The organism is Pseudomonas shirazica, assembly GCF_015168335.1.
Taxonomy (GTDB): Bacteria; Pseudomonadota; Gammaproteobacteria; order Pseudomonadales; family Pseudomonadaceae; genus Aquipseudomonas; species Aquipseudomonas asiatica.
This window is the reverse complement of the sequence record NZ_CP063456.1, coordinates 4,397,909-4,423,605: the sequence shown is the minus strand read 5'-3', so window position 1 is coordinate 4,423,605 and position 25,697 is coordinate 4,397,909. Positions and strand designations below refer to the sequence as shown.

The following is a 25,697-nucleotide window of genomic DNA, read 5'->3' as shown; positions in this document are numbered from 1 at the left end:
TCTCGAAATAAGCGGTGCAAGAAATTAACGGCCAAGGGTAGCGCTATCGGCCCCTTGTGCGCACCAGCCGCAAGCGAAAGGCTGGCCGATGCGCTGCGCGCGTTGGGCCGGGTCGAGCACCCAGGGGCGCGCCTGCCACGGCGGCTGGTGGCGCAGGTGCTGGGTGTGGCCGCAGGACAGCTCGGCCACCCAGTGGCCCTCTTCGTCCTGGTGGAAGCCGGTGATCCGACTGATGGGCCGTTGCTCGTCCGCGGTGCGTTCGCAATCGGGCGATGGCTTGGTTACACTTGTCCGCTCTACATACTTTTGCAAAAGGTCTTGCCCCATGCTGATCGCCGCCAACAAGGCTGTCTCCATCGACTATACCCTGACCAACGACGCCGGGGAGACCATCGACAGCTCCGCCGGCGGTGCACCGCTGGTTTACCTGCACGGTGCCGGCAACATCATCCCGGGCCTGGAAAAAGCCCTGGAAGGCAAGCAGGCCGGTGACGAGCTGAACGTTTCCATCGAGCCGGAAGATGCCTACGGCGAATACCTGGCCGAGCTGGTCAGCACCCTGAACCGCAGCCTGTTCGAAGGTGTCGACGAACTGGAAGTGGGCATGCAGTTCCACGCTTCGGCGCCGGATGGCCAGATGCAGATCGTCACCATCCGCGACATCGACGGCGACGACGTGACTGTCGACGGCAACCACCCGCTGGCCGGCCAGCGTCTGACCTTCCAGGTCAAGGTGGTCAACGTTCGTGATGCCAGCGACGAAGAAATCGCTCACCGCCACATCCACGGTGAAGGTGGCCATCACCACTGATTTTCTGCGCTAAGCTCAGAAAGTCGCCAGGCGCTCGGGCAAGCCGATTTGCCTTCCTACGGGAGGTGGACGGTTTGGACGAGCGCCTTTTTAGTGGGCGTAATTCGCCTGCGCGGCAACCGGGAACCTGAGAGGGGATTCATCATGAGTGCATTTCACGACCTGAAACTGGACGCGTTGAACGGCGGGGAGCTGCCCCTCGCACCGTTCAAGGGCCAAGTGGTGCTGGTGGTCAACGTTGCCTCCAAGTGTGGTCTCACGCCGCAATACAAGGCCCTGGAGAACCTCTACCAGAATTACAAGGACAAGGGCTTCAACGTGCTTGGCCTGCCGTGCAACCAGTTTGCCGGGCAGGAGCCTGGCAGCGAAAAGGAAATCCAGGAGTTCTGCAGCCTCAACTACGGGGTGAGCTTCCCGCTGGGTGCCAAGCTGGAGGTCAACGGGCCGCAGCGCCATTCGCTGTACCGCCTGCTGGCGGGTGAGGGGGCAGAGTTCCCGGGCGACATTACCTGGAACTTCGAGAAGTTCCTGGTGGGCAAGGACGGGCGGGTGCTGGCGCGTTTTTCGCCGCGCACTGCGCCGGATGATCCTGCGGTGGTGCAGGCTATCGAGAAAGCCTTGGCCTGAAGCGCCTGACGCGGTCCCTGTAGGAGCGGCCTAGTGCCGCGAATGGGCCGCAGCGCGGCCCACGATGGCTGCCATGATGCCGAATGCCTGGGGCCGCTTCGCGGCCCATTCGCGGCACAAGGCCGCTCCTACACAGATCGCGTAGCACCCAGCCTCGAAGCTGGCGAGGTCGCAGCCTGGTTCCGGGCTGCATGCAGATACCCCTCAAACTGCTCGACAATCCCTGGCCATCCTTGGTGGCTGGCATGCTTTCGCGCATTCAGGCGCACCCGCCGTAACGTCTCTTCTTCCTCCAGCAGCCAGCAGGCTGCATCGATGAACGCCGCCTGATCCCCCGGCATGGCCAGCGCACCGCTATGGCCATGGCGAATATGCTGCGCGGCGGCCGCCTCGTCATAGGCGACCACCGCCAACCCGGAGGCCATGGCTTCGAGCACCACATTGCCAAAGGTTTCGGTCAGGCTCGGAAACAGGAACAGGTCACCGCTGGCATAGTGTTCGGCCAGCACCTCGCCACGCTGGGCGCTGCAGAACATGGCATCCGGTACCTGCTGTTCGAGGGCGGCACGCTGCGGGCCGTCACCGACCATGATCAGGCGCAGACGTTTGTGTGGATAAGCTTTCTGCAGGGCCTCCAGGCTTGGGCGCAGCAAGCCCAGGTTCTTTTCTGCCGCCAGCCGCCCCACATGCAGCACGGCGATATCATCCGGGCCGAGCCCCCAGCTTTCCCGTAATGCGGGGTTGCGCCGGGCCGGGTTGAACAGGCAGGCATCGACCCCCCGGGCCAGTAGCTCCAGGCGTTCGAAGCCACGGCGTTCGAGCTCCAGGCGCTGGCTGAGGCTGGGTACCAGGGTGATCGCCGTGCGCCGATGGAACCAGCGCAGGTAGTTGGTGAGCAGGCGCGTCAGCAGGCCCAGCCCGTACTGGCCGGAATACTGCGGGAAGTTGGTGTGGAAGCCACTGACCACCGCAACCCCGAGGCGCCGGGCCGCGCGCAGTGCACTGAGCCCAAGCGGCCCCTCGGTGGCGATGTACAGCACATCCGGGCGCTGTCGACGCCAGCGGCGCAACAGCTTGTGCATCGATACCTCGCCCCACTGCAAGCCCGGGTAGCCAGGCAGTGGCCAGCCACGGCACAGCATCAGGTTCGGGTCGCTGTGCCGCGGTGCTTCTCCGGCCTGGCGTGGGCGCACCACTTCGATCTCATGGCCGCGTTGGCGCAACCCCTCGCTGAGGCGGCCAAGGGTGTTGGCCACGCCGTTGATCTCGGGTGGGAAGGTTTCGCTGACCAGGGAAATGCGTAGGGCGGGTGTATTCATGACAAAAAGTGTCCGCCTGCTGGATTGCGCCAATGTGACTGTCATGTGACGTACAGATGACGCCTGATCGCCGACGCTTTTCGCCTTGTGAATTTTTCCTTGCATGGGTGCTCAAGAGGGGGCATCGGCAGCCGATGAAGATGCATTCGACAATGCGCTCCAGGAGAGCGGTGATGTTCAACAACAAGCTCAAGCAAGAAATACGGCAGCTGCGCGAAGACCTGATGTCCATCGAGCAGGTCAAGAGTAGCCTCGACAGCGAGATGCTGGTACTGCAACTCGACCCACAGGGGCGGATCGAGATGGTCAACGGCAACTTCGAGAGCGAGATGCTCTACCGTGCCGAACAATTGCTTGGGCGCAACATCGAGGACATCGTCCCCGCCCATGTGAAGACGCTGGATTTCTACCAGCGCATGAAGGGCGCAATCAGCCGCGGTGAACACCTGAACGGTGCATTCCGCCTGCTGCGTGGCAATGGCCAGGAAGCCTGGTTACGGTCCATCCTGCAGCCGGTCAAGAACAGCGAGGGGCGCATCAAGTATTTCACGCTGCATTCCAGCGACCTTACCCGCACCATCGAGACCTCCCGCGAGCACGAAAGCCTGATCAAGGCCCTGATGCGCTCCACCGCGGTGATCGAGTTCGATCTCGATGGCACCATCCTCACTGCCAACGACCGGTTCCTGGGCGCTGTCGGTTACGGCCTGGAGCAGATCCGGGGCAAGCATCACCGCATCTTCTGCGAGCCGGAGGAGGCCAACTCGGCCGGCTACCAGGCGTTCTGGGACAAGCTGCGCCGTGGCGAGTACGTTGCCGACCGCTTCAAGCGTATCGATGCCCACGGCCGGGTGGTCTGGCTGGAAGCTTCATACAACCCGATTTTCGATGCCCATGACGTGCTGTACAAGGTGGTGAAGTTCGCCACCGTCATCACCGATCAGGTCAACCAGGAGCAGGCGGTGGCCGAGGCGGCGGATGTCGCCTACAACACCTCGCTGGGTACCGATGCCAGTGCCCGCAAGGCCACCGATGTGGTCACCCAGAGCGTCAGCGTGATGCGCGGGCTGGAAGCGTCGATGCAAGAGGCGGCAGAGGGTATCCAGGCACTGGATACCCAGTCGCGGGTGATCGGCTCGATCATCAAGACCATCAGCGACATTGCCGGGCAGACCAACCTGCTGGCGCTGAACGCGGCCATCGAAGCGGCCCGCGCTGGCGAACAAGGGCGTGGGTTTGCCGTGGTTGCCGATGAAGTGCGCCAACTGGCCTCGCGCACCAGCACCGCCACCGAGGAAATCGCCCGCGTGGTACAGCAGAACGAGCAACTGGCCCAAGCGGCAGTGGCGATCATCGACACCAGCAAGCGCCAGGCCGAGCAGGGCCTGGCACTGGCGGACGAGACAGGGAGCGTGATCGTCGAGATTCAGGATGGTGCGAAGCGGGTGGTGGATGTGGTGGGGCAGTTTTCCAGCCAGTTGAGTCTTTGATATGGCCTGAGGTTTGTAGCGCCTATGCAGTCGAGCCCCCGCCCAGATGGGGCTCGATCTCAGGCACGACAAAGATCCCCAACCTTGTCCATGGTGCCGGCTGAACAGCTCAACTTCGCTGAACCTGCTGTAAAAGAAGTCGCATTTTCCTACAACTGACTCAGAAACCTCCGATCCGAATCCATGATGGGATTTCCCCCTGCCCACGCTGTCAGGGAGACACCTCATGTACCTGGATTACCTCGTGCCCTCCTGGCACGAGATCGAGTCACGTGTCATCGCCCTGGTGGGCTACCAAAGCGGTGGCCAGTTCCGCACCAGCCTCAATGAAGAGGTCGCCTCGCTAGGCCTCAACCTGCGCCGGATAGAAGCCGTCCGCACCGCCTTCTACCACGCCGAATGGCAGGCGGCGCACATGCTGCGCCAGCGCTTCGCCGACCTCGACATCAACAGCATCGTCGACGAACTGCTGATGGTCGTGCGGCAGATGGCGATGATCGTCGCCGGCAGCACCATTACCGGTGGCCTGCTTGGCGCGGGGGTTGGCGCATTCGCCGGCGGCGCCGGAACCATTCCGTTTGCCGGCGCGGGCGCGGCCATGGGCCTCAAGGTCAGTGGCTGGATCCTCGGCGCGCTAGGGCTGGCTTCCATCGCCGAGTTCTTCATCGAGGGCTTGCCGCGTATCGGCGAGTACTACGTCGACGGCATTCGCTTCGCCTGGGAAGGCACCTGCGGCAATGAAGGCACGGGCCCGCTCTGCCGGGACGACCCCTATGCGATATCCCGGGCGACGCATCAGATTGCCCAAGCCCACGTGGAAGTCGTGCTGCTGTTGTTGGGGGCGATCGTGTCGTACCTCACCCGCGGCCGCGGTGATGCCCGGGTGCTCGCGCAGGAGATGGCGGCCAGCCGCAAAGGTGCGCGGCTGGGGCAATGGATGCTCAAGCATGAAGAGGGGTTGAAGAAACGGCCGGACCTGCAGGTGCCGGAGCGGCGCAAGGGGGCGGTGGGTGAGCCGCAACCGATGCAGCCTGATCGGCCGGCAGGGAAAGACAAGGAGCCCTCGACAGGGAAGCCCGGTAGCATGCCGTTGCATACCGTGGCGTGCTTCAAGGCCGACAAATTGCCACCCGCCAAGCATGGCGAGTTTGAACGGCAGTTGAAGGGGCAGCAGGATGGGTTGAATCGGCTGACGGTTGAAGAGTTTCTCGAAAATATCGCTAATCCGGCCAAGCGAGATCCGCGCATTGCAAAAATAGCGAGAAAGGAACTTTATGATAAGTTGCAGGAGAGGATTCAGAGGGATCTGATGAAAACTATGAGTGCCATTGAAGCTAGAAAGCTCTCGGTGAAGCAAGCAAAGGAAACCATGTCATCTCTCGCAGCTTTGCATAATCCTGACTTGATCGCCGGTGGACGGGATACTATTTCTGACTTTGGCGACAGGCAAGTTAACTCGAGCATAGGCCCACAATGGAAAAGCAGAGTTTATGGTTTGAAAGCGGCTGCCGAGAAAGCTTCAAGATCGGGTGTGGGGTCAGGCCTGTTAAATGTAAAACTGCATAAATGCTAGTTGCTTGAGGGTTTCGCCGTGGATGAGATTTTTTCCCTGTTTGTAGAGCAAGTTGGTGAGCCGTTTTTTCGACAGGAGGTTCCTCTCTCAAGTCTGGATCGATACAGAGGGATCTTGCCGAACAAATTGTTAGAGTATTGGTGTGAGCACGGTTGGTGCGGATATGGTGACGGGATATTTTGGACTGTCAATCCCCAGGAATATGAAGAGGTAACTGCCTCGCTTATCGAAGGCACAATATTGGAGAGGCGGGATAGATACCACCTGATCGCTCGCGGTGCATTTGGTGACCTGTATCTCTTTGGGGAGCAAACGGGTTTCTCAGTAAAGATTTTGGCTCATATTTCACGATATAGGGGAAGTGAATATGAGTTGACGGCGGCGGATATGGACAGGGAAGTGCAAGGTTTCTTCCTTGGGAAAGAGAAGGCGTCTGTTGACTTTGATGGCATGTTCGAGCCAGCAAAGAAAAAACTGGGCATGCTAAAGCATGATGAAATGTATGGGTTCGTTCCAGCCCTGGCGTTCGGCGGCTCAAGCGACCTTGCTAACCTTGAGAAGGTTAAGGCAGTGGAGCATCTAATACTGCTTTCTCAGATTGCCACCCTCGAGCCCTACAGTTTCTCCGACTTTTGAAAATGCAATCTGCGGAAAGGGGCTGCCCTGCAGCCCCTCGCCCCTTCAGTTCCGCTCCCGCACCCAGAACAACGTAGCCCCGGCCACCGCCGCCGGCATCATCAGCACGTTCACCAGCGGGATCATCAACGCCAGGTAGGTAATGCCGCCAAAGCCCAGACTCTGCCAGCGTTTCTGGCGCAGCCAGGCGAGCATGTCCTGCCAGCTCATCTTGTTGTTGTCCGCCGGGTAGTCGATGTACTGGATAGCCATCATCCACACCCCGAAGATCAGCCAAAGCGGCGCCGCCACCACGTTGACCACCGGGATCAGCGACAGGATGAACAGGCCGATGGCCCGCGGCAGGAAGTAGCCCAGCTTGCGCATTTCACGGCCGAAGGTACGTGGCACCATGGCCACCAGTTCGCCCCAGCTGAACGCGGGGAAATTGTCCTCGCCACGCACCACAACCTCGACCTTTTCCGCCAGAAAGCCATTGAACGGCGCGGCGATGATGTTGGCCACCAGGGTGAATGTGAAGAACACCATCAGCACCACCAGGGCGACGAACAGCGGCCAGAGGATGTAGGTGAGAAAGCTCAGCCAGCTCGGCAAGCTCGGCATCAGGGCGTCCACCCACAGGCTGAATTGGTGGCCGGCGAAGTAGATCAGACCGCCAAACAGCAGCAGGTTGACCGCCAGCGGCAGCAGCACGAACAACCGCAGATTGGGGCTCAGCACCAGTTTCAGGCCTTCGCGCAGGTACTGGGGGCCAGAGAGGACAGGGGCTTGCATCGAGAGACTCCGCAGAGAAGGAAAACGCGCTGACCTTACCGAGTTTGCCGCGCCGACGAAAGGCGGGCAGCGGGTGGGAAACGGGCTGTAACAAAAGCAGCAGGGCTTGGCTATCGATGAAATCGCTGAATAGACGATGCCTATGAGGTGGATTGTCGAAGGATATTTCCTTAATCTTTGCGACCTCGCTACAGTGCGCTCAACTTTCCGCTTTCTGGGCCTGCGCGTTGTAGCCTTCCCCAAGTGCTGCGTGGGTCCTTTTTAATTTTCCTGCTGGCGCAGCCGGTGCACCGATGCCGGCCCTGCGGCCCGCTCGACAGGAGTTCGACATGTCTGAAGTACGTCATTCGCGCGTCATCATTCTCGGTTCCGGCCCTGCCGGTTACAGCGCCGCGGTGTATGCCGCCCGTGCCAACCTCAAGCCGCTGCTGATCACCGGTATGCAGGCCGGCGGCCAGCTGACCACCACCACCGAAGTCGACAACTGGCCGGGCGACCCCCATGGCCTGACCGGCCCGGCGCTGATGCAGCGCATGCAGGAGCACGCCGAGCGTTTCGAAACCGAAATCGTCTTCGACCACATCAACGCCGTCGACCTGGCCAACAAGCCCTTCACCCTGCAGGGTGACAGCGGCAAGTACACCTGCGACGCGCTGATCATCGCCACTGGCGCCAGCGCCCGCTACCTGGGCCTGCCGTCGGAAGAAACCTTCATGGGCAAGGGTGTTTCGGCCTGCGCCACCTGCGACGGCTTCTTCTACCGCAACAAGCCGGTCGCTGTGGTGGGTGGCGGCAACACTGCCGTGGAAGAGGCGCTGTACCTGGCCAACATCGCCAGCAAGGTGACTCTGGTACACCGTCGCGATACCTTCCGCGCCGAGAAGATCCTGGTCGACAAGCTGCACGCCCGTGTGGCCGAAGGCAAGATCGAGCTCAAGCTCAACGCCACCCTGGACGAAGTGCTGGGTGACAACATGGGCGTGACTGGTGCGCGCCTGAAGAACAACGATGGCAGCAGCGACGAAATCAAGGTCGACGGCGTGTTCATCGCCATTGGCCACACCCCGAACACCTCGCTGTTCGAAGGCCAGCTGACCCTCAAGGACGGCTACCTGGTGGTCAACGGCGGCCGTGAGGGCAATGCCACCGCCACCAACATCGAGGGCGTGTTCGCCGCCGGTGACGTGGCCGACCACGTTTATCGCCAGGCCATTACCTCGGCCGGTGCCGGCTGCATGGCGGCGCTGGATGTCGAGCGTTACCTGGATGGGCTGGCCAACGCTTCGTTCTGATCCGAGAGCGCCCCCAATGAAAAAACCGGCCCTGAGGCCGGTTTTTTCATGCCTGCAATCAGCTTACAGGCTCAAACGCATCGACAGGTCCACCGCCTTCACATCCTTGGTCATGGCACCAATCGAGATGTAGTCCACCCCAGTCTCGGCAATCACCCGCAAGGTCGTCTCGTTGACCCCGCCACTGGCTTCCAGCTTGGCCTTGCCCGCAGTAATGCGCACTGCTTCGCGCATCTCTTCCAGGGTCAGCTCGTCGAGCATGATGATGTCGGCACCAGCGGCCAGTGCCTGGCGCAGCTCATCCAGGCTTTCCACTTCAATTTCCACCGGCTTGCCCGGCGCAATGCGGTGCGCCGCCGCCACGGCCGCGGCCACGCCGCCGCTGGCTGCGATGTGGTTTTCCTTGATCAGGAAGGCGTCGTACAGGCCGATGCGGTGGTTGTCGCAACCGCCGCAGGTCACTGCATACTTCTGCGCCAGGCGCAGGCCCGGCAGGGTCTTGCGGGTGTCCAGCAGGCGTACCTGGGTGCCTTCCACCAGGTCGGCAAGGAAGCGCGCACGAGTGGCGACACCCGACAGCATCTGCAGGAAGTTCAATGCACTGCGCTCACCACTGAGCAGCGAACGCGCGGGGCCCTCCAGATGGAACAGCGGCTGGTTAGCCGTGGCGCGCTCGCCATCGGCCACCTGCCAGTGCACGGCCACGCGTGGGTCGAGTTGGCGGAACACGGCATCGACCCAGGCGGTGCCGGCGATCACGCAGTCTTCGCGGGTAATGATGGTCGCCTTGGCCAGGCGCTCGGCCGGGATCAACTGCGCGGTGATATCGCCACTGCCGATGTCCTCCAACAGCGCACGGCGCACGTTGGCTTCGATTTCAGCGGTCAGGTCGGCAAGGCGTAGGTTCGGCATGGTCGGCTCCACAAGCTAGATGCCGGCGATTATAGGGCAGGGGGCCGGTGTGTACAGTCGCCTTGGCGATGACCTTTAGTCGGCCGGTGTGAGCAGGCGGGGTAAATCAGGGTCATTAGCCAGCAAGTGAAACGGCGCTGGCAGCTATGCGGATTTTTACCGATAATGGTGACCAGTATTTGGCGTCATGACTTTGACGATCTTCAGCCCCTTCGGGCGAGACACCCTGCAAGGAGTACAGGATGCAAAAAGAAGGCAAGGTGGTGCCCTTGGCGGCAGCCATCGATCGAGGCGGGCGTGCGCCTCTGCCTTGCCTTCCGGTATTGCTCCTGCAGGTGCGCGACAAGGCCGCCTTGCAGTTGCGTCAGGGCCTGCAGGCCTTGTTCGACAATGCTGACGACACCCTTTTCGAGATGGCCGACAAGGCCTTGGACCGCAGTGACCAGAACCTGTATTTTGAGGCCATGCGCGACCTGCGCCTGAAGCGCAAGAGTATCGAGCGCGGTTTTCTCGACACGTTCTATGATGCCTTTGCCCGTATCGGCCAGGTTGACCTGCTGGCGCACATGGTCGAGCCGGGCAACCTGCGCAGCAAGGCCCACGTGGAACGGGCTGGCGCGATAGAAGGCATGGTCGCGCGTGTGCTGTCACGCGACGGTATTGCCCTGCAGCAACTGGGCCTGCGCTTGCAGGTACTGCTCGACCGCCCCCTGCACGAGCAGCACAACCCGCTGGGGCCCGCAGCGCTATGCGGCTACTTCCTCGACGCTGGCCGCAACCTGGGGGTTGGCCTGCGGGTCAAGCTGGTCCTGCTCAAACTGTTCGAGCGCTATGTGTTGCGCGATGTCGACGTGATCTATGGCGAAGCCAACCAGTTGCTGGCCGCCGCCGGTGTACTGCCTGAATTGCCGTCGGCACCACGTCGGCGTGCCGAAGATCGGCGCATGAGCGCAGGTCGTGGGCCGGCGAACCTGGGCCACGAGGTGGGCTCGGACGCGGCAGGGCAGGCTTTCTTTGCCTCGTTGCAAACACTGCTGGCCCCGGTGCGTGGAAAGTTCGCGCCTCGTTTGCAGGCGGTGGCCGCCGCCCAGCCAATCAGCACCGCCGACCTGCTGCGCCTGCTTTCGCATTTGCAGCACTATGTGCCCGCTACCCACGAGGCCGACGATTTCGAACTTGGCCAACAGCTTGAACAATTGCTGTTGCGGGTCAGCGTGCGCAGCGGCACACGCCGGCGTATCGATGTTGCCGACGAGGACATGATCAACCTGGTTGGCCTGCTGTTCGCCTTCATCCAGGACGACGACAACTTGCCGGCCAGCCTGCGTGCGCTGATCGGGCGTTTGCACATTCCGCTGCTTAAAGTGGCCCTGCTGGACAAGGGGCTGCTCAGTCGGGCCAGCCACCCGGCCCGCCGGCTGCTCAACGAGATCGCTGGCGCGGCAATCGGCTGGGAATGCGGCGGCGACGGTATGCGTGACAGCCTGCACCTGCGGGTGGAGCGTATCGTCCAGCGCCTTCTCAATGATTTTGCCGAAGATACCAGCCTGTTCGCCGAACTGCTCGAAGACTTCCTCGCTTTTAACCAGGACGAGCGGCGGCGCAACGAGCTGCTCGAACAACGCACCCGCGACGCCGAAGAAGGGCGCGCCCGAACACTGCAGGCCAGGCAGCAGGTGCAGCATGCTCTCAACCAACGGCTGCGCGGCAGGTTATTGCCGCAAGTGGTGGTACAGATGCTGGTGCAAGCCTGGAGCCAGGTACTGCTGCTGGCCTGGCTCAAGCAAGGTGAAGCATCCCAGGCCTGGCGGGATGCCTTGCAGACGATGGACACGCTGCTGGCCAGCATCACTCCGCCGCATGAGCCGCATGCCTTGCTGCAGCAGGTACCGGGCCTGCTCAAGGCACTGCGCGATGGCCTGGCCAGCGTGGCCCTGGACTCGGCAGCGACCCGCGAATTCTTCCTGCAACTGGAACAGCTGCACCTGCGTGCCTGCGCGGGTACCGCGATACAGCCCGGCACTGAGGGCCGGCCCTTGAGCGAAGTGCTGGTGGCCGAGGACATCGTCCTGGCGATTGCCGAGGAACCCGCTTGTGCTCCGTCGCAGTTTGCCGACGGGCAGGCTGTGGCGGTGCGTCAGGTGCAGCGCCTGCGTATCGGTACCTGGGTCGAAGTGCTGGACGAGGACGAACCGCTGCGCTGCAAACTGGTGGCGCGCGTCGACAGTAGCGACCGGCTGGTGTTCGCCAACCGCACCGGCATGAAAGTACGCGAATGGAACGGGGCCAGCCTGGCCCGGGCACTGCATCGAGGTGAGGTGCGGGTGCTGGATGACGGGCTTTTGTTCGAGCGGGCGCTTGAGGCGGTGCTCGACGGGCTGCGGCGGTAGGTACAACTGTCTTGCGCATTATCTGCAAGCTGGCACGATCTCTGTGGGAGCGGGCGTGCCCGCGAAACAAGCGCCGCGGTGGATGGCACCGGCTGCGCCGGTGTTCGCGGGCACGCCCGCTCCCACAGCATTACAATGATTCACATGCAAACGCCGTTGGCCGCAGGGCATACTGTTGACCTGTTCACGGCGCTCTCAGGATCTGCCCCATGCAATTGGACCGTGCCACTGGCTGGTTCCACGGAATCGGAATCACCCACTGCCCCTCGCCGAACTTCAATGCTCGCCCCGAAGGCGAATCGATTTCCCTGCTGGTTATTCACAACATCAGCCTGCCGCCGGCCTGCTTCGGTACCGGCAAGGTCCAGCAATTCTTCCAGAACCGCCTGGACCCCAATGAGCACTCGTACTTCGCCAGCATCAACCACCTGACCGTATCGGCGCACCTGTTCGTCGAGCGTGACGGTGCGGTGACCCAGTTCGTGTCGTTGCTCGACCGCGCCTGGCATGCTGGTGTGTCGTGCTTCGACGGGCGTGAAGGCTGTAACGATTTCTCCATCGGTATAGAACTGGAAGGCACCGACGACCTGCCCTATACCGATGCCCAGTACGCGGTGCTGGAGCAACTTACCCGGCACATCCGCGGTGCCTGGCCGGCCATCGGGCTGGACCGCATCCAGGGCCATAGCGACATTGCCCCGCAGCGCAAGACCGACCCCGGCCCGGCCTTCGACTGGCCGCGCTACCGAAAGGCGCTGCAGCAAAACGAGGAAAAGGCATGAGTTTTCTGGTGTTGTTGCTGGCGCTTTGGGTCGAGAAGTTCTCGGCCCTGCGCCATCAGGTGCAGCGAGATGGGTTCTTCCTCGGCGAACTGGTGCGCCTGGAGCGCAGCGGCAAGGTGCACCCATGGTGGACGCTGGCCATTCTGGTGTTGGCACCGGTAGCGCTGCTGGTTTTGCTGCTGCATGTTCTGGACCCGGTGGCGTATGGCTTGCTGGCGTTGCCGGTGCACCTGCTGGTGCTGATCTACAGTCTGGGCCGCGGCGATGCCAAGGCATCGATGGGGCCGTTCCGTGATGCCTGGCGGCGCGGTGATGACCAGGCCGCGCTGCACGTGGCCGAGCGCGACCTAGGTCTGGCGGCCGACGAGCCGCAAAGCCTGTTGGTGCAGGTGCAGGGCAACCTGCTGTGGCAGGTGTACCAAGGCTTTTTCGCGGTGATCTTCTGGTACTTCGTGCTGGGCCCGGGTGCAGCCCTGGCCTATCGCTTGCTGGCTCTGTGTGGCGAACACAGCAAGCAACCGGCGTTGAAGGCCCGTGCCGAGCAGCTCAGGCATATCATGGACTGGCTGCCGGTACGGGTGCTGGCCTTGAGTTTCGCCCTGGTCGGCAACTTTCTCGCGGTCACCCGGGTGATGCTGCACGAGGTGCTCAACTGGCACATCAGCGCCGCCCACCTGGTTGCCAGGGTCGGGCGCATTGCCGATGACATTCCCGAAGAAGAAGACAGCCAGCGCGGGCTGGGGCGGCTCGACAGCCTGTGGGAGCTGCTGCTGCGCTGTGCGGTGCTGTGGTATGCCGGGTTTGCGCTGTGGACGGTGCTTGTCTGAACTGACACGCTGGCTTCTTCGCGGGCTTGCCCGCTCCCACAGGTACTGCGCCGGCCTCGAGATTTGCGCGGTCCCTGTAGGAGCGGGCAAGCCCGCGAAGAGGCCCACGCAGGTGCAGCACTTCAGCTACCAGCCAAACAACTCGCAAGCATTGCGGGTGCTGGCTTGAGCCAGTTCGCCAACTTCCACACCCATCACCTGCGCCAGCGCCCCGGCAATCTCCGGCAGGTGTTCCGGGCTGTTCCTTACCCCGGGGAACATAACCGGCGCCATGTCCGGCGCATCGGTCTCCAGCACCACGCTGTCCAGCGGCAACCGCGCCAGGGTCTTGCGCAGCCGTAGGGCCTGCGGCCAGGTACCCGCACCGCCAAGCCCAAGCCGGAAGCCCAGCTTGATGTACTCGCGGGCCTCTTCGTAACTGCCGGCAAACGCATGTATCACCCCCGCCCGCGCCGGCTTGTAGCGCTTGAGCGTGGCGATCACCTGCGCATGGCTGCGGCGCACGTGGAGCAGGGCGGGCAGTTCAAAGTCGCAGGCCATCTGCAGTTGCGCTTCGAACAGCGCCTGCTGGCGGGCCTTGTCCAGGTCTTCGAGGTAATAGTCCAGGCCAAACTCGCCCACGGCACATAGCCGTGGGTCGCCGCGCAGGCGCTCCAGCCACTCGCGCAGCTGCGCCAGGTGCTCCGGGCGATGCTGGTCAAGGTAGATCGGGTGCAGGCCGAGCGCGGCGAACAGGCGCTGGTCGGCACAGGCCAGGTCCCACACCCGCTGGAAATTCGCCTGGTACACCCCCAGCACCACCATCCTCTCCACCCCGCGCGACACCGCGTTGGCCAGCAGTTGTTGGCGGTCGGCGTCGAAGTCGGGGAAGTCCAGGTGGGTGTGGGTGTCGATCAGGCGCATATTCAGGCCGCTGTAATGCGTTGCTTGAACGTTCGACCGACGGCATGCACGCCAGGTTCGTAGCGTTTGTCCTCGATCGCGGCCAGTGCCAGTTCCAGCGCGGTGGCGGCAATCAGGCCATGCTGCTGGGCCATGGCATTGACTGGCAGCGGCAGGAAGTCGAGCAACTGGTTGTCGCCAAAGGTACCCAGCTGCAGCTGGCGTGAGTCGGCAGTGCGCGCCTGCAGGGTGTCGAACACCCCTTGCAGCAGCACGTAGGAGGTTGTCACCAGGGCATCCGGCAGGCCGCCAAGGTCATCGATCAGTTGCTGCATCAGGCGCTGGCCGCACTCTCGGCTGAACGCTTCGCCCTGATAGCGGCGAACCTCGCCGGCATAGCCTTGCAGGGCTTCGTCGAAGCCACCGGCACGTGCCTGGCTGACCGACAGCTCGGGGCGGGCGCCGATCAAGGCGATGCTGCGCGGGGCGGCGCTCAACAAGCTGGCGGCCAGCTGGCGGCTGGCGTCGCGGTCGTCGCTGATCACCGAGCAGAAGTGCGCAGGGTCCAGGCGGCGGTCGATGGCGATTACCGGCAGGCCTTTGTCCTGCAGCTCGCGGTAGCTGTCGTCTTCTGGCGGCAGGCAGCTGGCGACGAACAGTGCATCGCAACGGCGGGCGCGGAACAGCTGTTGCAACTGGCGCTCGCTGTCGGGCTGGTCGTCGCTGCTGGCAATCAGCAACTGGTAGCCACGGGCGCGGGCACCTTGTTCGAGCTGCTTGGCAATGCGGGCGTAGCTGGGGTTCTCCAGATCCGGGAGAATGAAGCCCAGAGTGCGGGTATGCCGGCTGCGCAGGCCAGCGGCCTGCGGGTTGGGGGTGAAGCCGTGGGCCTCGACCACCGCGCGTACCCGCTCGACAGTGCTGTTGCTGATGCGCTGCTGTTCGGCCTTGCCATTGATGACGTAGCTGGCAGTGGTCACGGACACACCGGCCAGACGGGCGATATCGCTGAGTTTCACCGAATTTTCCTTGTTATTACCGGGGCTGGCTGTGAGCCCTGACCGGGTAGTTTGACCCGGCGAGGGCGCCACGCGCAGACGACCATTGTCGCAATTGTCCGACAGGATGGGGCTTTTTCATCGGCAGATTATCGAGTAACGTGGCCGCCTGGTCAGATTAATCGTTTCAGCTGCCGAATTTTCTGCCTCGGCTGCCATCGGTGCAAGGCTGTTGAACTGGCCGTTCATGTGAATTCCACAACAATACTCCAGTACCCGACCGGGAACTGCAAAAGGAGAAGGTCATGCTCGAGCTCGCCAAGGAGCAGATAGCCATGGGCCAGAAGGCCGCCGACAAGGCCGAGGCATTGCGCCTGCTGGCCGACCGGCTGGTCGCTGACGGCCTGGTCGCCGAGGGATACCTGCAAGGGCTGCAGGCCCGAGAGGCACAAGGCTCCACCTTCCTTGGGCAGGGCATTGCCATCCCCCATGGCACGCCGCAGACCCGTGACCTGGTGTACGCCACCGGCGTGCGCCTGTTGCAGTTTCCCGAGGGCGTGGACTGGGGCGATGGCCAGATGGTCTATCTGGCTATCGGCATCGCTGCCCGTTCCGATGAGCACCTGCGCCTGTTGCAACTGCTGACCCGCGCCCTGGGCGAGACCGACCTGGCCGAAGCTCTGCGCCGCGCCGGTTCCGCGGAGGCGTTGCTGAAGCTGTTGCAGGGCGCGCCTCAGGAACTGGCGCTGGATGCGCAGTTGGTCGGCCTGAACCTGCCGGCCGAAGACTTCGATGAACTGGCCTGGCGCGGCGCCCGCCTGTTACAGCGCGCCGACTGCGTCGATAGCGGTTTTGCCGCCGTCCTGCAGCAGGCCGAACCGCTGCCGCTGGGCGAGGGCCTGTGGTGGCTGCACAGCGAGCGCCAGGTGCGCCAGCCGGGGCTGGCCTTCATCACCCCGCAGCAGCCGCTGCGTTACCGCGACCAACCGCTCAACGGCCTGTTCTGCCTGGCCAGCCTCGGTGCAGCCCACCAGGCCTTGCTCGAACGCCTGTGCGAAGTGCTGATCGAAGGCCGCGGGCAGATGCTCTACCAGGCCACCAGCAGCCGCGCGGTGCTGGAGGTGCTAGGCGGTGAGGCGCCGGCAGGCTGGCCCAGTGCGCGCGTGGTGCTGGCCAACCCGCACGGTTTGCATGCCCGCCCGGCAAAGGTATTGGCGCAACTGGCCAAAGGTTTCGATGGGGAAATCCGTGTGCGGCTGGCGGATAGCGCGCAGCCGGCGGTGTCGGTGAAGAGCCTGAGCAAGCTGCTCAGTCTCGGCGCCCGACGTGGCCAGACACTGGAACTGGTGGCTGAGCCCGGCATCGCCCCCGATGCCTTGCCGGTGCTGTTGGCCGCCATCGAACAAGGCCTGGGTGAAGAGGTGGAGCCACTGCCGCAGAGTGCTGAGGTTGTAGCTGGCGCAGCGGCCGAAGTGCTGCAAGCGCCCGCGGCCGGTAGCCGTATCCACGGCGTGGGTGCTGCGCCCGGCATTGCCTGTGGCCCGGCCCATGTGTGTGTCGAGCGTGAGTTCGACTACCCCCTGCGCGGTGAGTCCTGCGCCCAGGAGCGGCAGAAGCTGCGTGAAGCTGTGGCGACCGTGAATGGCGAGCTGCAGGCCTTGGTCCAGCGCAGCGACAAGGCCATTGGCGAAATCTTCGTCACCCATCAGGAAATGCTCGCAGACCCGGCCCTGAGCGACGATGTCGAGCAGCGCCTGGGCCAGGGCGAAAGCGCCGCGGCAGCATGGATGGCAGTGATCGAGGCGGCGGCGCGTCAACAGGAGTCGCTGCACGATGCCTTGCTCGCCGAACGTGCTGCCGACCTGCGTGACATCGGCCGCCGCGTGCTGGCGCAGTTGTGTGGCGTGCAGGCCCAGGCTGAACCCGAGCAACCCTACGTGCTGGTAATGACCGAAGTCGGCCCGTCCGATGTCGCCCGGCTGGACCCGAGCCGCGTCGCCGGTATCGTCACCGCTCAGGGTGGCGCCACCGCCCACAGTGCCATCGTCGCCCGTGCCTTGGGTATTCCGGCGGTGGTGGGCGCGGGGGCGTCGATACTGCTGTTGGACAGCGGCACGCCGTTGCTGCTCGATGGCCAGCGTGGCGTGGTCAGCGTGGCGCCGCCGGCGGATGAACTGCAAAAGGCCCTGGCCGAGCGCGACCTGCGCGAGCAACGCTTGCAGGCCGCCTGGGCCAACCGCTTCGAGCCGGCGGTCACTCGCGATGGTCACGCTGTCGAGGTGTTTGCCAACATCGGCGAGAGCAACGGCATCGCCAAGGTAGTGGAGCAGGGCGCCGAAGGCGTGGGCCTGCTGCGCACCGAGTTGATTTTCATGGCCCACACCCAGGCCCCGGACGTGGCGACCCAGGAAGCCGAGTACCGCCGCGTGCTCGATGGCCTCGACGGGCGCCCGCTGGTGGTGCGCACCCTCGATGTTGGTGGCGACAAGCCGCTGCCGTACTGGCCGATCGCTGCCGAGGAAAACCCGTTCCTCGGTGTGCGCGGCATACGCCTTACCCTGCAGCGCCCGCAGGTGATGGAAGACCAGTTGCGCGCCTTGCTGCGCGCTGCCGACCAGCGCCCGCTGCGCATCATGTTCCCGATGGTCGGGCAGGTGCATGAATGGCGCGAGGCGCGCGCCATGGTCGAGCGCCTGCGCGCCGAGATCCCGGTAGCCGACCTGCAACTGGGTATCATGGTCGAAGTGCCCTCGGCAGCGCTGTTGGCACCACAACTGGCGCGCGAAGTGGACTTTTTCAGCATCGGCACCAACGACCTGACCCAGTACACCTTGGCCATCGACCGTGGTCACCCCAGTCTCTCGGCCCAGGCCGACGGCCTGCACCCGGCGGTGCTCAGCCTGATCGACATGACCGTGCGCGCCGCCCATGCCCATGGCAAGTGGGTGGGCGTGTGCGGCGAGCTGGCGGCCGACCCGCAGGCAGTGGCCGTGCTGCTGGGCCTGGACGTGGACGAACTCAGCGTCGCCGCGCGCAGCATTGCCGAAGTCAAGGCCCTGGTTCGCCAGGCCGATCACCAGACGGCCCGCGCCCTGGCGCGCGAGGCCCTGCAACAGGACAGCGCCGCAGCGGTTCGCGCGCTGGTGGAGCGTTACTGAATGGCCAAGATCCTCACCCTCACCCTGAACCCTGCGCTGGATATCACCATCGGCCTGGGTACCCTGCGCCCAGGGCAGGTCAATCGCAGCCAGGAGCAGCACAGCCACGCCGCAGGCAAGGGGCTGAACGTTGCCCAGGTACTGGCCGACCTGGGCCACACCGTCACTGTTGGCGGCTTCCTCGGGCGTGACAACCTGCAGCCTTTCGAGGCGCTGATCGACTGGCGCGGCTTCGTCGACTGCTTTGTCCGCGTGCCGGGCGAAACCCGCAGTAATATCAAGCTGGTCGAAGCCGATGGCCGTGTCACCGACATCAACGGCCAAGGCCCGGAAGTCGACGAAGCGGCGCGCAGTGCATTGCTGCGCTGCCTGGCGCAGGTTGCCCCGGGCCACGATGCGGTGGTGGTGGCTGGTAGCCTGCCGCGTGGGATCAGCGCCGACTGGTTCCGACAGTTGCTCGAACAGCTCAAGGCGCAAGGCCTGAAGGTGGCCCTGGACAGCAGCGGCGAAGCCCTGCGTGCCGGCCTGCAGAGCTCGCCCTGGCTGGTCAAGCCCAATACCGAAGAGTTGGGCGAGGTGCTCGGCCTGGCTGTGGATAACCCGGCGCAGCAGCGCGCTGCTGCCGAGCGCCTGCTGGCCAGTGGCGTCGAACACGTGGTGGTGTCGGCGGGAGAGCAGGGCGTCAGCTGGTTCACCCACGGCCATGCCGTACATGCTTGCCCGCCCAAGGTGCAGGTTGCCAGCACAGTGGGTGCAGGTGATTCGCTGGTGGCCGGCATGGTCCACGGCCTGCTGCAGGGCGAAGCCCCGGCGCAGACCTTGACCCGTGCAACCGCCATCGCTGCACAGGCTGTTACCCAGGTTGGTTTCGGCATCCTTGACCGCGAGCAACTGGCGCGTCTGGAAGCTGCCGTGCAACTGAAAGAACAAAAAGAGGGTTGCCGATGAACATTGCCATTGTCACTGCCTGCCCCAACGGCCAGGTATCAAGCGTGCTGAGCGCGCGCTTGCTGTCCGCCGCAGCCCAGCGGCGAGGCTGGAGTACCAGCGTCGAAGTGCAGGATGCCGGCCACCCCGAGCGGCAACTGAGCGCCACGCAGATCGCCGAGGCCGACTGGGTGCTGGTGGTCAGCACCGGCCCGGTGGACCTGGAGCGTTTCGTCGGCAAGCGCGTGTACCAGAGCACGCCATCCCAGGCTTTGGCCGACCGCGAAGGCTTCCTCGATGAGGCGGCTTCCAACGCCCGTCTGCTGGCCACGGTGCCAGGCCTTCCGGCTGAAACTGGCAGCGCTGGCGCACGCATCGTCGCCGTCACGGCTTGCCCGACTGGCGTCGCGCATACATTCATGGCCGCGGAAGCCTTGCAGCAGGCTGCGCAGCAACTGGGCTACGAGCTCACCGTCGAGACCCAGGGCTCGGTCGGTGCGCGCAACCCCTTGTCTGCCGAAGCCATCGCAGCAGCGGATGTAGTGCTGCTGGCCGCCGACATCGAAGTGCCCACCGCGCGTTTCGCTGGCAAGCGCATTTACCGTTGTGGCACCGGTATCGCCCTCAAGCAGGCCCGCGCGACCCTCGACAAGGCCCTGGCTGATGCCAAGGTGGAAAACAGCGGCGATGCCGCAGCGGCGAGCACGCCAGCCAAGGGCGAGAAGAGCGGGGTATACAAGCACCTGCTCACAGGCGTGTCGTTCATGCTGCCGATGGTGGTGGCTGGCGGCCTGCTGATTGCCCTGTCGTTCGTATTCGGTATCGAGGCTTACAAAGAAGCGGGCACCTTGCCGGCGGCGTTGATGCAGATCGGTGGCGAGGCTGCGTTCAAGTTGATGGTGCCGCTGCTGGCGGGCTACATCGCCTGGTCCATCGCCGACCGCCCGGGGCTGGCGCCCGGCATGATCGGCGGCCTGCTGGCCAGCACCCTGGGCGCCGGTTTCATCGGTGGTATCGTCGCCGGCTTCCTCGCCGGCTACAGCGCCAAGGCCATTGCCCGCTGGGCGCGCCTGCCCAGCAGCCTGGAGGCACTCAAGCCGATCCTGATCATCCCGCTGCTGGCCAGCCTGTTCACCGGCCTGGTGATGATCTACGTGGTCGGCCAGCCGGTGGCGGCGATGCTGGAAGGGCTCACGCATTTTCTCGACAGCATGGGCACCACCAATGCCATCCTCTTGGGCCTGTTGCTGGGCGGCATGATGTGCGTCGATCTGGGAGGGCCGATCAACAAGGCCGCCTATGCCTTCTCGGTGGGGCTGTTGGCCTCGTCGAGCTATGCACCGATGGCAGCGACCATGGCCGCCGGCATGGTGCCGCCGATTGGCCTGGGTATCGCCAGCTTCCTGGCCCGACGCAAGTTTGCCCAGAGCGAGCGTGAAGCGGGCAAGGCGGCCCTGGCGCTGGGGCTGTGCTTCATATCCGAAGGGGCGATCCCGTTTGCCGCCAAGGACCCGCTGCGGGTGATCCCGGCCAGCGTGGCCGGCGGGGCATTGACCGGGGCATTGTCGATGTACTTCGGCTGCAAGCTGATGGCGCCGCACGGCGGCCTGTTCGTGTTGCTGATACCCAATGCGATCAACCATGCGCTGCTGTACTTGTTGGCGATCGTGGCGGGCAGCCTGCTGACGGCGGTGGTGTATGCGGTGATCAAGAAGAGCGAGCGGGTGGAGTTGGCGGTAGCGCCGGTGAAGGGTTAGAGATTTCAGCGGGCCTTACTGGCCTCTTCGCGGGCACGCCCGCTCCCACAGGGTCACTGCAAGCTTCAGGATCATGCAGTAACTGTGGGAGCGGGCGTGCCCGCGAAGAGGCCGGAACAGGTCAACGCCCGTGCTTCTGCCGCAACGGCACAAGCAGATCGCCCAGCCCGTTGTGATCGATCTCGTGCATCAGCGCCAGCAACCCACCCAATTCCCCCGCCGGGAAACCCTTGCGCGCAAACCAGGCCAGGTAATCCCCTGGCAGGTCGGCAATGATTCGTCCCTGGTACTTGCCAAACGGCATGGTGCGGGTGACCAGCAGTTCGAGGGTTTCCGGCTTCATCATCGGCGCACCTGGCTGTTGAAAAGCGCCGACCATACTGCAATCTGCACGAAGGCCCAAGCGGCAATCATGCAGAACGCCGTGATCAAGCTCAGACCTTATGTTTTTATGTTGTTGATTTTTAAGGACTTTATAGATAGTCCTCGCTTGGCACGAACGCTGCTCTTTTACAGATGACTATCACCTGCCAAGGAGTTTGTGCCATGAGCAATCCCAACAAAGACGTGATCGACGTGCTCAACGACCTGATCGAGTACAGCAAGGATGGTGAGAAAGGTTTCAAGGCCTCGGCCGATGATGTGAAGAACCCCGAACTTAAAGCGTTCTTCGTTCAACGTGCCGGTGAGTGCGCCAATGCCGCCGGCGAACTGCAGAGCGAAGTGCGTCGCCTGGGTGGCGACCCGGAAACCTCCACCAGCATCAGCGGTGACCTGCATCGGGGTTGGGTAAACCTCAAGGCGATGGTCACCGGCAAGGATGAGGAAGCGGTGCTGAACGAGGTGGAGCGGGGCGAGGACCATGCCCTCAAGGCCTACAAGGAAGCTCGCGAGAAACTGGTCAAGCTGGGCCGCACCGCCAGCGACCAGACCTACACCTTGGTGGAAAAACAGCTGCAAGGTGTGCAGCGTAACCATGATCAGGTCAGAGCCTTGCGCAACGCCGCGCGCGCCCGCAGCTAGTCCGCAGGCCCCTCTACCCGGTTGCGGCCTTTGGCCTTGGCCCGGTAGAGCGCTTCATCGGCAGCACCCAGCACCCTCGCCAGGTCGTGCTGGGTGCCTGACAGGCCAATGCCGATGCTCACCGTGACAGAGTGGGCATCGTCGGCAAACGGTGCCAGCGCCTCGACGCTGGCGCGGATGCGCTCCGCCAGCAGTTGCGCACCGGCCAGGTCAGTTTCCGGCAACACCACCTGGAATTCTTCACCCCCATAGCGCGCCGCCAGATCGGCCGGGCGCCGGATGCACGCCTCGATGGTCCTGGCCACTTCGCGCAAGGCATGGTCGCCACCGGCGTGGCCGTGGCGCTGGTTGAATGCCTTGAAGTGATCCACATCCACCATCAGCACTGCCAATGACTTGCGATTGCGCTGGGCGCGGGCCCATTCCTGACGGAGTACCTGGTCCAGGTGGCGGCGGTTGGGCAAGCCGGTCAGGCTGTCGGTGGCGGCCAGGTTGGCCAGACCCTGTTCGGCCTCTTGCCGGCGGCGCAACTCGCGGCCCAGCAGCAGGGTCAGCCAGAGGATACCCACACACAGTACCCCTGTGGCGACGCCGACCACGATCGCAGTGCGGCGCCACGACTCGAAAACTTCATCGGCCGAACGCACGACCAGCACGATCAGCGGCAACTGAGCGACCCGGGCAAAGGTGTACATGCGCGGGGTGCCGTTGCGGCTGGAGCGTGCGGTAAAGCTGCCGTTCTGCTCGCTGAGAATGCGTTTGAAATTGGGCCGTTCGGCATAATTGCTGCCAATCGCCGGGTCTTGCGCGCGGCTGGGCTGGCGGGCCAACAGTTGGCCGTCTGTGTTGAGCAGGTTGATGCTGCTATCGTCGCCGATGTCCAGGCGCTGGAACAGGTCACTGAAGTACGACAGGCGCAGTGCCCCCGCGGCCAGGCCGACGAACTCGCCATTGGGCCCGGAAATGCGCCGGCTGAAACTGATGCACCAATCCAGGTCGCCGAGCCTGGCCTTGAATGGCGGGCCGACCAGCAGGCCGAGGTTGGCGTTGTGCAGATGGGCCTGGAATACCCCTGTACCGCTGAAGTTGGCCTTGCGTGGCACGCTGCTGGTGGAGTCGCCCACCACGTTGCCTTGCTTGTCCAGCCACAGCACGTCACCGCGCTTGCGGTCGACGAAGGCTTCATTGAATAGCAGGCGTTGGCGCACCGGGCCGGGTATTTCCGGCAGCTCCTTGCGCCCGACCGCCCAGATCAGGCCCTGCAGCGACTGGTCGTAGAGTTCGACGTTGCGCAGGATGTCGCTTTCGATCAGCTGGACAATATTGTTGGACGAGCGGATCGCCGACAGCTCGATATTGTCGCGCTCCCGCGCCAGCAGGTAGCTGACGATGGCCACGATGGCGAGCACGGCAAGGCAACTGCCCAGGTTGAGGAGCAGCTCGGGGTGTGACCTGTAGAGTGCGAAACGCGGTGATCGGGAGGTCATGCTCGCTACTGCGTGGGCAGGGCCATTCGCGGCGGCGACATTCTAGGGAAGCGGGGATTGTCGGACAAGATTTGTCCGACGGAATCACGCAGGGGCTGCTGCGCAGCCCATCGCCGGCAAGCCAGCTCCCACAAGTACCGCAAAAGCTTGAGGTCAATGCGGTCAAGGTGGGAGCTGGCTTGCCGGCGAAACGAGGGCGAAGCCCTCGCACCCGGGTCTGGATCAGAACACGTTCAATGGGTAATCCACGATCACCCGCAGTTCATCGTTGTCGCTGTTGCTGTCGATCGACGCATAACCCTGGCTGCCACGGTGGGTGGCATAGCGCACCAGCACCGACAGGTCCTTGAGGTCTCCTTCCTGGAACACGTACTTCACGTCTACGTCGCGTTCCCAGTGCATGGCGTTCTTGCCATCGGCACGGTAGTAGTCGTAGTGGGTAGTGTCCTGGGTGGCCTTGGTCAGGTCGGCTTCACCGCGCGAGTACGACAGCACCGTACTCAGGCCAGGGATGCCCACACCAGCGAAGTCATAGTTGTACTGCAGCTTCCACGAGCGCTCGTTCGGTGCGTTGAAGTCCGAGTACATGCGCGAGTTGTCCAGGTAGACGCTGTCGCCCAGGTTGATGTAGTCGAACGGCGTGTTGCCATTGACCCGCTGATAGGCGGCGGTGACGCTGTGGAACCCGGCGTTGACGGTGAAATGCACGCTGTAGGTGTTGTTGTCGATCTTGCCCAGCAGTGCCTGGCCGGTGTCCTGAGTGTGATAGAAGTGCACGCCCGGGTTCAGGCTGACGAGATCGTTGACCACATAGGTGTAGTCGAAATCGGCGTAGTACTGGTTCCAGATGTCCTTCAGTTCGGCTGCATACAGGTTGGCAGTGATGTTCGGGGTGCCACTCCACGACGCGCCGGCCCAGTTCAGGTGCTTGCTTTTGTCATGCTCGCCCAACGAACCGTAGTAGGTGTCGATGCGGCGGTGGCCGCTCTGGTTGTACGGCTTGGTGAAGCTCACCTGGCCGCCTTCGAGCAGCAGGCCGTCGATGCTGGTGTTGGTCAGGCTCACACCACGGAAGGTCTGCGGCAGCATGCGGGTTTCGCCGCCAGCAATCACCGGGTTGGTGAGGAACAGGTCACCGGCTTTCAGCTCGGTGTCGAACGCCTTGAGCTTGACCGCGGCACCGGCGGTGGAGAACGAGTGCGGGGCAGCACCCAGTTCGTCTTCGTTCTTCTGGTGGGTCGGCAGGATGCTGGTGCCAGCATGGCCGCCGCCCCCATCGAGCTTCAGACCCAGCATGGCATGGGCGTCCAGGCCAAAGCCGACCACACCCGGGGTGTAGCCCGACTCGAAACGTGCAACCGCACCTTGGCCCCACTCGCGGGTGTCGCGCACTCCGGCGTTGTGGTTATCGCGGTTGAAGTAGGCATTACGGAAATGCAGGTTGAAGGACGAGCCTTCGATGAAGCCATCAGCCTTGTCTTCATCTGCCTGGGCGGCGAAAGGGATCGTTGCAGTCAACGCAATGAACAGCGGGGTAAAACGAAACGCGGAAGGCACCGGTACTAGCTCCTTGGGTCTGGCGGTGGGGCAGTTTTTATTTTCGAATGTGCGTCTTTTTTATAGGTGAACGTTACAGCTTGGCTGATAGTTGAAGCACATAAAAAAAGCCGCTGATCGGCAGCGGCTTTAAAAGGCTAACATATCGGCACTGGTAGTGCCCATGGCGTAGCCAAGGGAAAACGGGAGCAGCGACAGCACTTGATCAGCTGTCGGCATTGGCATCGACAGAGACCTTGGAAGCTGTCTGGTTAGCGTCTTTTACGGTGTCTACCTGCTGTGCGGCTACGGCTTCGCGGGCCTCTTGGTGGACTGCGGCGAACTCAGCATTACGGGTGACGAAAGCCTTGGATTCTTCAGCCATGGCCAGGGGCGACAACAACAGGGAAGACAGGACGAAGACGCTGGCAATACCCATACTGTTGGACATTTGAAACTACCTTCTTGCGGTGCAAGTGCTAATGAGGACGGGGGT

Annotated in this window: 23 protein-coding genes and 1 pseudogene; 14 read left to right on the top strand and 10 right to left on the bottom strand. The window is 63.3% G+C overall.

Annotation, left to right across the window (positions count from 1 at the left end):
- Positions 1 to 24: 24 nt before the first annotated feature.
- Entirely contained in the window at positions 25 to 327 is a 303-nt protein-coding gene (locus tag IMX18_RS20405) for a DUF3565 domain-containing protein (protein ID WP_015268965.1), read from the bottom strand.
- Here IMX18_RS20405 and IMX18_RS20400 point away from each other — a divergent pair.
- Positions 326 to 811 carry an FKBP-type peptidyl-prolyl cis-trans isomerase gene (locus IMX18_RS20400; protein WP_003259610.1) on the top strand — a complete coding sequence of 162 codons (486 nt, stop codon included), beginning with the start codon at positions 326 to 328 and terminating at the stop codon, positions 809 to 811. The two genes, IMX18_RS20405 and IMX18_RS20400, sit on opposite strands and share 2 nt — an antisense overlap.
- A 144-nt stretch (positions 812 to 955) precedes the next feature.
- Positions 956 to 1,438 carry a glutathione peroxidase gene (locus tag IMX18_RS20395; RefSeq protein ID WP_015268966.1) on the top strand — a complete coding sequence of 161 codons (483 nt, stop codon included), beginning with the start codon at positions 956 to 958 and terminating at the stop codon, positions 1,436 to 1,438.
- A gap of 128 nt (positions 1,439 to 1,566) precedes the next feature.
- On the opposite strand, the gene IMX18_RS20390 is transcribed toward IMX18_RS20395, so the two are convergent.
- The gene (locus IMX18_RS20390; protein ID WP_217190778.1) at positions 1,567 to 2,757 is read right to left on the bottom strand and encodes a glycosyltransferase family 4 protein; all 1,191 of its coding nucleotides are present in this window, start codon (positions 2,755 to 2,757) and stop codon (positions 1,567 to 1,569) included.
- A gap of 56 nt (positions 2,758 to 2,813) precedes the next feature.
- Between IMX18_RS20390 and IMX18_RS28570 the strand changes: the two are divergent.
- From IMX18_RS28570 to IMX18_RS20375, 4 genes and pseudogenes are all read left to right on the top strand, one after another.
- Positions 2,814 to 3,659, top strand: a pseudogene (locus IMX18_RS28570) (PAS domain-containing protein); the annotation flags it as partial.
- Between the two features lie 156 nt (positions 3,660 to 3,815).
- The gene (locus IMX18_RS28565; RefSeq protein ID WP_371034491.1) at positions 3,816 to 4,247 is read left to right on the top strand and encodes a methyl-accepting chemotaxis protein; all 432 of its coding nucleotides are present in this window, start codon (positions 3,816 to 3,818) and stop codon (positions 4,245 to 4,247) included.
- A 226-nt stretch (positions 4,248 to 4,473) separates the two neighbouring features.
- Positions 4,474 to 5,820 carry a DUF6861 domain-containing protein gene (locus IMX18_RS20380; protein WP_096009882.1) on the top strand — a complete coding sequence of 449 codons (1,347 nt, stop codon included), beginning with the start codon at positions 4,474 to 4,476 and terminating at the stop codon, positions 5,818 to 5,820.
- 18 nt (positions 5,821 to 5,838) lie between these two features.
- A complete protein-coding gene (locus tag IMX18_RS20375) occupies positions 5,839 to 6,456 on the top strand; it encodes a GAD-like domain-containing protein (protein ID WP_015268970.1) in 618 nt (205 codons plus the stop codon).
- Positions 6,457 to 6,501: 45 nt separating this feature from the next.
- Here IMX18_RS20375 and cysZ read toward each other — a convergent pair whose 3' ends face one another.
- Positions 6,502 to 7,230, bottom strand: coding sequence for a sulfate transporter CysZ (gene cysZ / locus IMX18_RS20370; RefSeq protein WP_015268971.1), 729 nt, complete (start codon positions 7,228 to 7,230; stop codon positions 6,502 to 6,504).
- A 329-nt stretch (positions 7,231 to 7,559) separates the two neighbouring features.
- On the opposite strand from cysZ, the gene trxB reads away from it, so the two are divergent.
- Positions 7,560 to 8,522, top strand: coding sequence for a thioredoxin-disulfide reductase (gene trxB / locus IMX18_RS20365; protein WP_015268972.1), 963 nt, complete (start codon positions 7,560 to 7,562; stop codon positions 8,520 to 8,522).
- 63 nt (positions 8,523 to 8,585) lie between these two features.
- Here trxB and nadC read toward each other — a convergent pair whose 3' ends face one another.
- Positions 8,586 to 9,434 (bottom strand): carboxylating nicotinate-nucleotide diphosphorylase, encoded by an 849-nt coding sequence (gene nadC, locus IMX18_RS20360; protein ID WP_004376060.1) that lies wholly within the window; start codon positions 9,432 to 9,434, stop codon positions 8,586 to 8,588.
- Between the two features lie 242 nt (positions 9,435 to 9,676).
- Here nadC and IMX18_RS20355 point away from each other — a divergent pair, with 242 nt between their 5' ends.
- From IMX18_RS20355 to ampE, 3 genes are all read left to right on the top strand, one after another.
- The gene (locus IMX18_RS20355) at positions 9,677 to 11,824 is read left to right on the top strand and encodes a DUF1631 domain-containing protein (RefSeq protein ID WP_217190021.1); all 2,148 of its coding nucleotides are present in this window, start codon (positions 9,677 to 9,679) and stop codon (positions 11,822 to 11,824) included.
- Between the two features lie 209 nt (positions 11,825 to 12,033).
- A complete protein-coding gene (gene ampD / locus IMX18_RS20350) occupies positions 12,034 to 12,606 on the top strand; it encodes a 1,6-anhydro-N-acetylmuramyl-L-alanine amidase AmpD (protein WP_096009897.1) in 573 nt (190 codons plus the stop codon).
- Positions 12,603 to 13,433 carry a regulatory signaling modulator protein AmpE gene (gene ampE / locus IMX18_RS20345; protein WP_015268975.1) on the top strand — a complete coding sequence of 277 codons (831 nt, stop codon included), beginning with the start codon at positions 12,603 to 12,605 and terminating at the stop codon, positions 13,431 to 13,433. The genes ampD and ampE overlap by 4 nt, the downstream gene beginning before the upstream one ends.
- Positions 13,434 to 13,559: 126 nt before the next feature.
- Here ampE and IMX18_RS20340 read toward each other — a convergent pair whose 3' ends face one another.
- Together IMX18_RS20340 and cra are read right to left on the bottom strand one after the other, a co-directional pair.
- Positions 13,560 to 14,336: a TatD family hydrolase gene (locus IMX18_RS20340; protein WP_102083587.1), complete on the bottom strand. Its 777-nt coding sequence runs from the start codon at positions 14,334 to 14,336 to the stop codon at positions 13,560 to 13,562.
- 2 nt (positions 14,337 to 14,338) lie between these two features.
- Positions 14,339 to 15,334, bottom strand: a complete 996-nt coding sequence (gene cra, locus IMX18_RS20335; protein WP_004376064.1) for a catabolite repressor/activator — start codon at positions 15,332 to 15,334, stop codon at positions 14,339 to 14,341.
- 284 nt (positions 15,335 to 15,618) lie between these two features.
- Between cra and ptsP the strand changes: the two genes are divergently transcribed.
- Genes ptsP through IMX18_RS20320 form a run of 3 tightly spaced genes read left to right on the top strand, consistent with a single transcriptional unit; the run spans position 15,619 to position 21,155 of the window.
- Positions 15,619 to 18,471 (top strand): phosphoenolpyruvate--protein phosphotransferase, encoded by a 2,853-nt coding sequence (gene ptsP, locus IMX18_RS20330; RefSeq protein ID WP_217190022.1) that lies wholly within the window; start codon positions 15,619 to 15,621, stop codon positions 18,469 to 18,471.
- Entirely contained in the window at positions 18,472 to 19,419 is a 948-nt protein-coding gene (gene pfkB / locus IMX18_RS20325; RefSeq protein WP_015268978.1) for a 1-phosphofructokinase, read from the top strand.
- A complete protein-coding gene (locus IMX18_RS20320; protein WP_015268979.1) occupies positions 19,416 to 21,155 on the top strand; it encodes a PTS fructose-like transporter subunit IIB in 1,740 nt (579 codons plus the stop codon). The genes pfkB and IMX18_RS20320 overlap by 4 nt, the downstream gene beginning before the upstream one ends.
- 121 nt (positions 21,156 to 21,276) lie before the next feature.
- Here the strand turns inward: IMX18_RS20320 and IMX18_RS20315 are convergent, their stop codons facing one another.
- On the bottom strand, positions 21,277 to 21,498 hold the full coding sequence (locus IMX18_RS20315; RefSeq protein ID WP_015268980.1) for a DUF3820 family protein: 222 nt from the start codon (positions 21,496 to 21,498) through the stop codon (positions 21,277 to 21,279).
- 203 nt (positions 21,499 to 21,701) lie between these two features.
- Here IMX18_RS20315 and IMX18_RS20310 point away from each other — a divergent pair, with 203 nt between their 5' ends.
- Positions 21,702 to 22,178 carry a ferritin-like domain-containing protein gene (locus tag IMX18_RS20310; protein WP_013970965.1) on the top strand — a complete coding sequence of 159 codons (477 nt, stop codon included), beginning with the start codon at positions 21,702 to 21,704 and terminating at the stop codon, positions 22,176 to 22,178.
- On the opposite strand, the gene IMX18_RS20305 is transcribed toward IMX18_RS20310, so the two are convergent.
- From IMX18_RS20305 to IMX18_RS20295, 3 genes are all read right to left on the bottom strand, one after another.
- Positions 22,175 to 23,665, bottom strand: a complete 1,491-nt coding sequence (locus IMX18_RS20305; protein WP_015268981.1) for a GGDEF domain-containing protein — start codon at positions 23,663 to 23,665, stop codon at positions 22,175 to 22,177. The two genes, IMX18_RS20310 and IMX18_RS20305, sit on opposite strands and share 4 nt — an antisense overlap.
- A 222-nt stretch (positions 23,666 to 23,887) precedes the next feature.
- Positions 23,888 to 25,222 (bottom strand): OprD family porin, encoded by a 1,335-nt coding sequence (locus IMX18_RS20300; RefSeq protein WP_054572342.1) that lies wholly within the window; start codon positions 25,220 to 25,222, stop codon positions 23,888 to 23,890.
- A gap of 205 nt (positions 25,223 to 25,427) precedes the next feature.
- A complete protein-coding gene (locus IMX18_RS20295) occupies positions 25,428 to 25,652 on the bottom strand; it encodes a hypothetical protein (RefSeq protein ID WP_054572341.1) in 225 nt (74 codons plus the stop codon).
- Between the last annotated feature and the right edge of the window lie 45 nt (positions 25,653 to 25,697).

Excerpts from the sequence above, each read along its gene's own strand:
- IMX18_RS20400 (WP_003259610.1), top strand. The coding sequence starts at position 326 with ATGCTGATCGCCGCCAACAAGGCTGTCTCCATCGACTATACCCTGACC.
- IMX18_RS20405 (WP_015268965.1), bottom strand. The coding sequence starts at position 327 with ATGGGGCAAGACCTTTTGCAAAAGTATGTAGAGCGGACAAGTGTAACC.
- IMX18_RS20395 (WP_015268966.1), top strand. The coding sequence starts at position 956 with ATGAGTGCATTTCACGACCTGAAACTGGACGCGTTGAACGGCGGGGAG.
- IMX18_RS20390 (WP_217190778.1), bottom strand. The coding sequence starts at position 2,757 with ATGAATACACCCGCCCTACGCATTTCCCTGGTCAGCGAAACCTTCCCA.
- IMX18_RS28565 (WP_371034491.1), top strand. The coding sequence starts at position 3,816 with ATGCGCGGGCTGGAAGCGTCGATGCAAGAGGCGGCAGAGGGTATCCAG.
- IMX18_RS20380 (WP_096009882.1), top strand. The coding sequence starts at position 4,474 with ATGTACCTGGATTACCTCGTGCCCTCCTGGCACGAGATCGAGTCACGT.
- cysZ (WP_015268971.1), bottom strand. The coding sequence starts at position 7,230 with ATGCAAGCCCCTGTCCTCTCTGGCCCCCAGTACCTGCGCGAAGGCCTG.
- trxB (WP_015268972.1), top strand. The coding sequence starts at position 7,560 with ATGTCTGAAGTACGTCATTCGCGCGTCATCATTCTCGGTTCCGGCCCT.
- nadC (WP_004376060.1), bottom strand. The coding sequence starts at position 9,434 with ATGCCGAACCTACGCCTTGCCGACCTGACCGCTGAAATCGAAGCCAAC.
- IMX18_RS20355 (WP_217190021.1), top strand. The coding sequence starts at position 9,677 with ATGCAAAAAGAAGGCAAGGTGGTGCCCTTGGCGGCAGCCATCGATCGA.
- ampD (WP_096009897.1), top strand. The coding sequence starts at position 12,034 with ATGCAATTGGACCGTGCCACTGGCTGGTTCCACGGAATCGGAATCACC.
- ampE (WP_015268975.1), top strand. The coding sequence starts at position 12,603 with ATGAGTTTTCTGGTGTTGTTGCTGGCGCTTTGGGTCGAGAAGTTCTCG.
- IMX18_RS20340 (WP_102083587.1), bottom strand. The coding sequence starts at position 14,336 with ATGCGCCTGATCGACACCCACACCCACCTGGACTTCCCCGACTTCGAC.
- ptsP (WP_217190022.1), top strand. The coding sequence starts at position 15,619 with ATGCTCGAGCTCGCCAAGGAGCAGATAGCCATGGGCCAGAAGGCCGCC.
- pfkB (WP_015268978.1), top strand. The coding sequence starts at position 18,472 with ATGGCCAAGATCCTCACCCTCACCCTGAACCCTGCGCTGGATATCACC.
- IMX18_RS20320 (WP_015268979.1), top strand. The coding sequence starts at position 19,416 with ATGAACATTGCCATTGTCACTGCCTGCCCCAACGGCCAGGTATCAAGC.
- IMX18_RS20315 (WP_015268980.1), bottom strand. The coding sequence starts at position 21,498 with ATGAAGCCGGAAACCCTCGAACTGCTGGTCACCCGCACCATGCCGTTT.
- IMX18_RS20310 (WP_013970965.1), top strand. The coding sequence starts at position 21,702 with ATGAGCAATCCCAACAAAGACGTGATCGACGTGCTCAACGACCTGATC.
- IMX18_RS20305 (WP_015268981.1), bottom strand. The coding sequence starts at position 23,665 with ATGACCTCCCGATCACCGCGTTTCGCACTCTACAGGTCACACCCCGAG.
- IMX18_RS20295 (WP_054572341.1), bottom strand. The coding sequence starts at position 25,652 with ATGTCCAACAGTATGGGTATTGCCAGCGTCTTCGTCCTGTCTTCCCTG.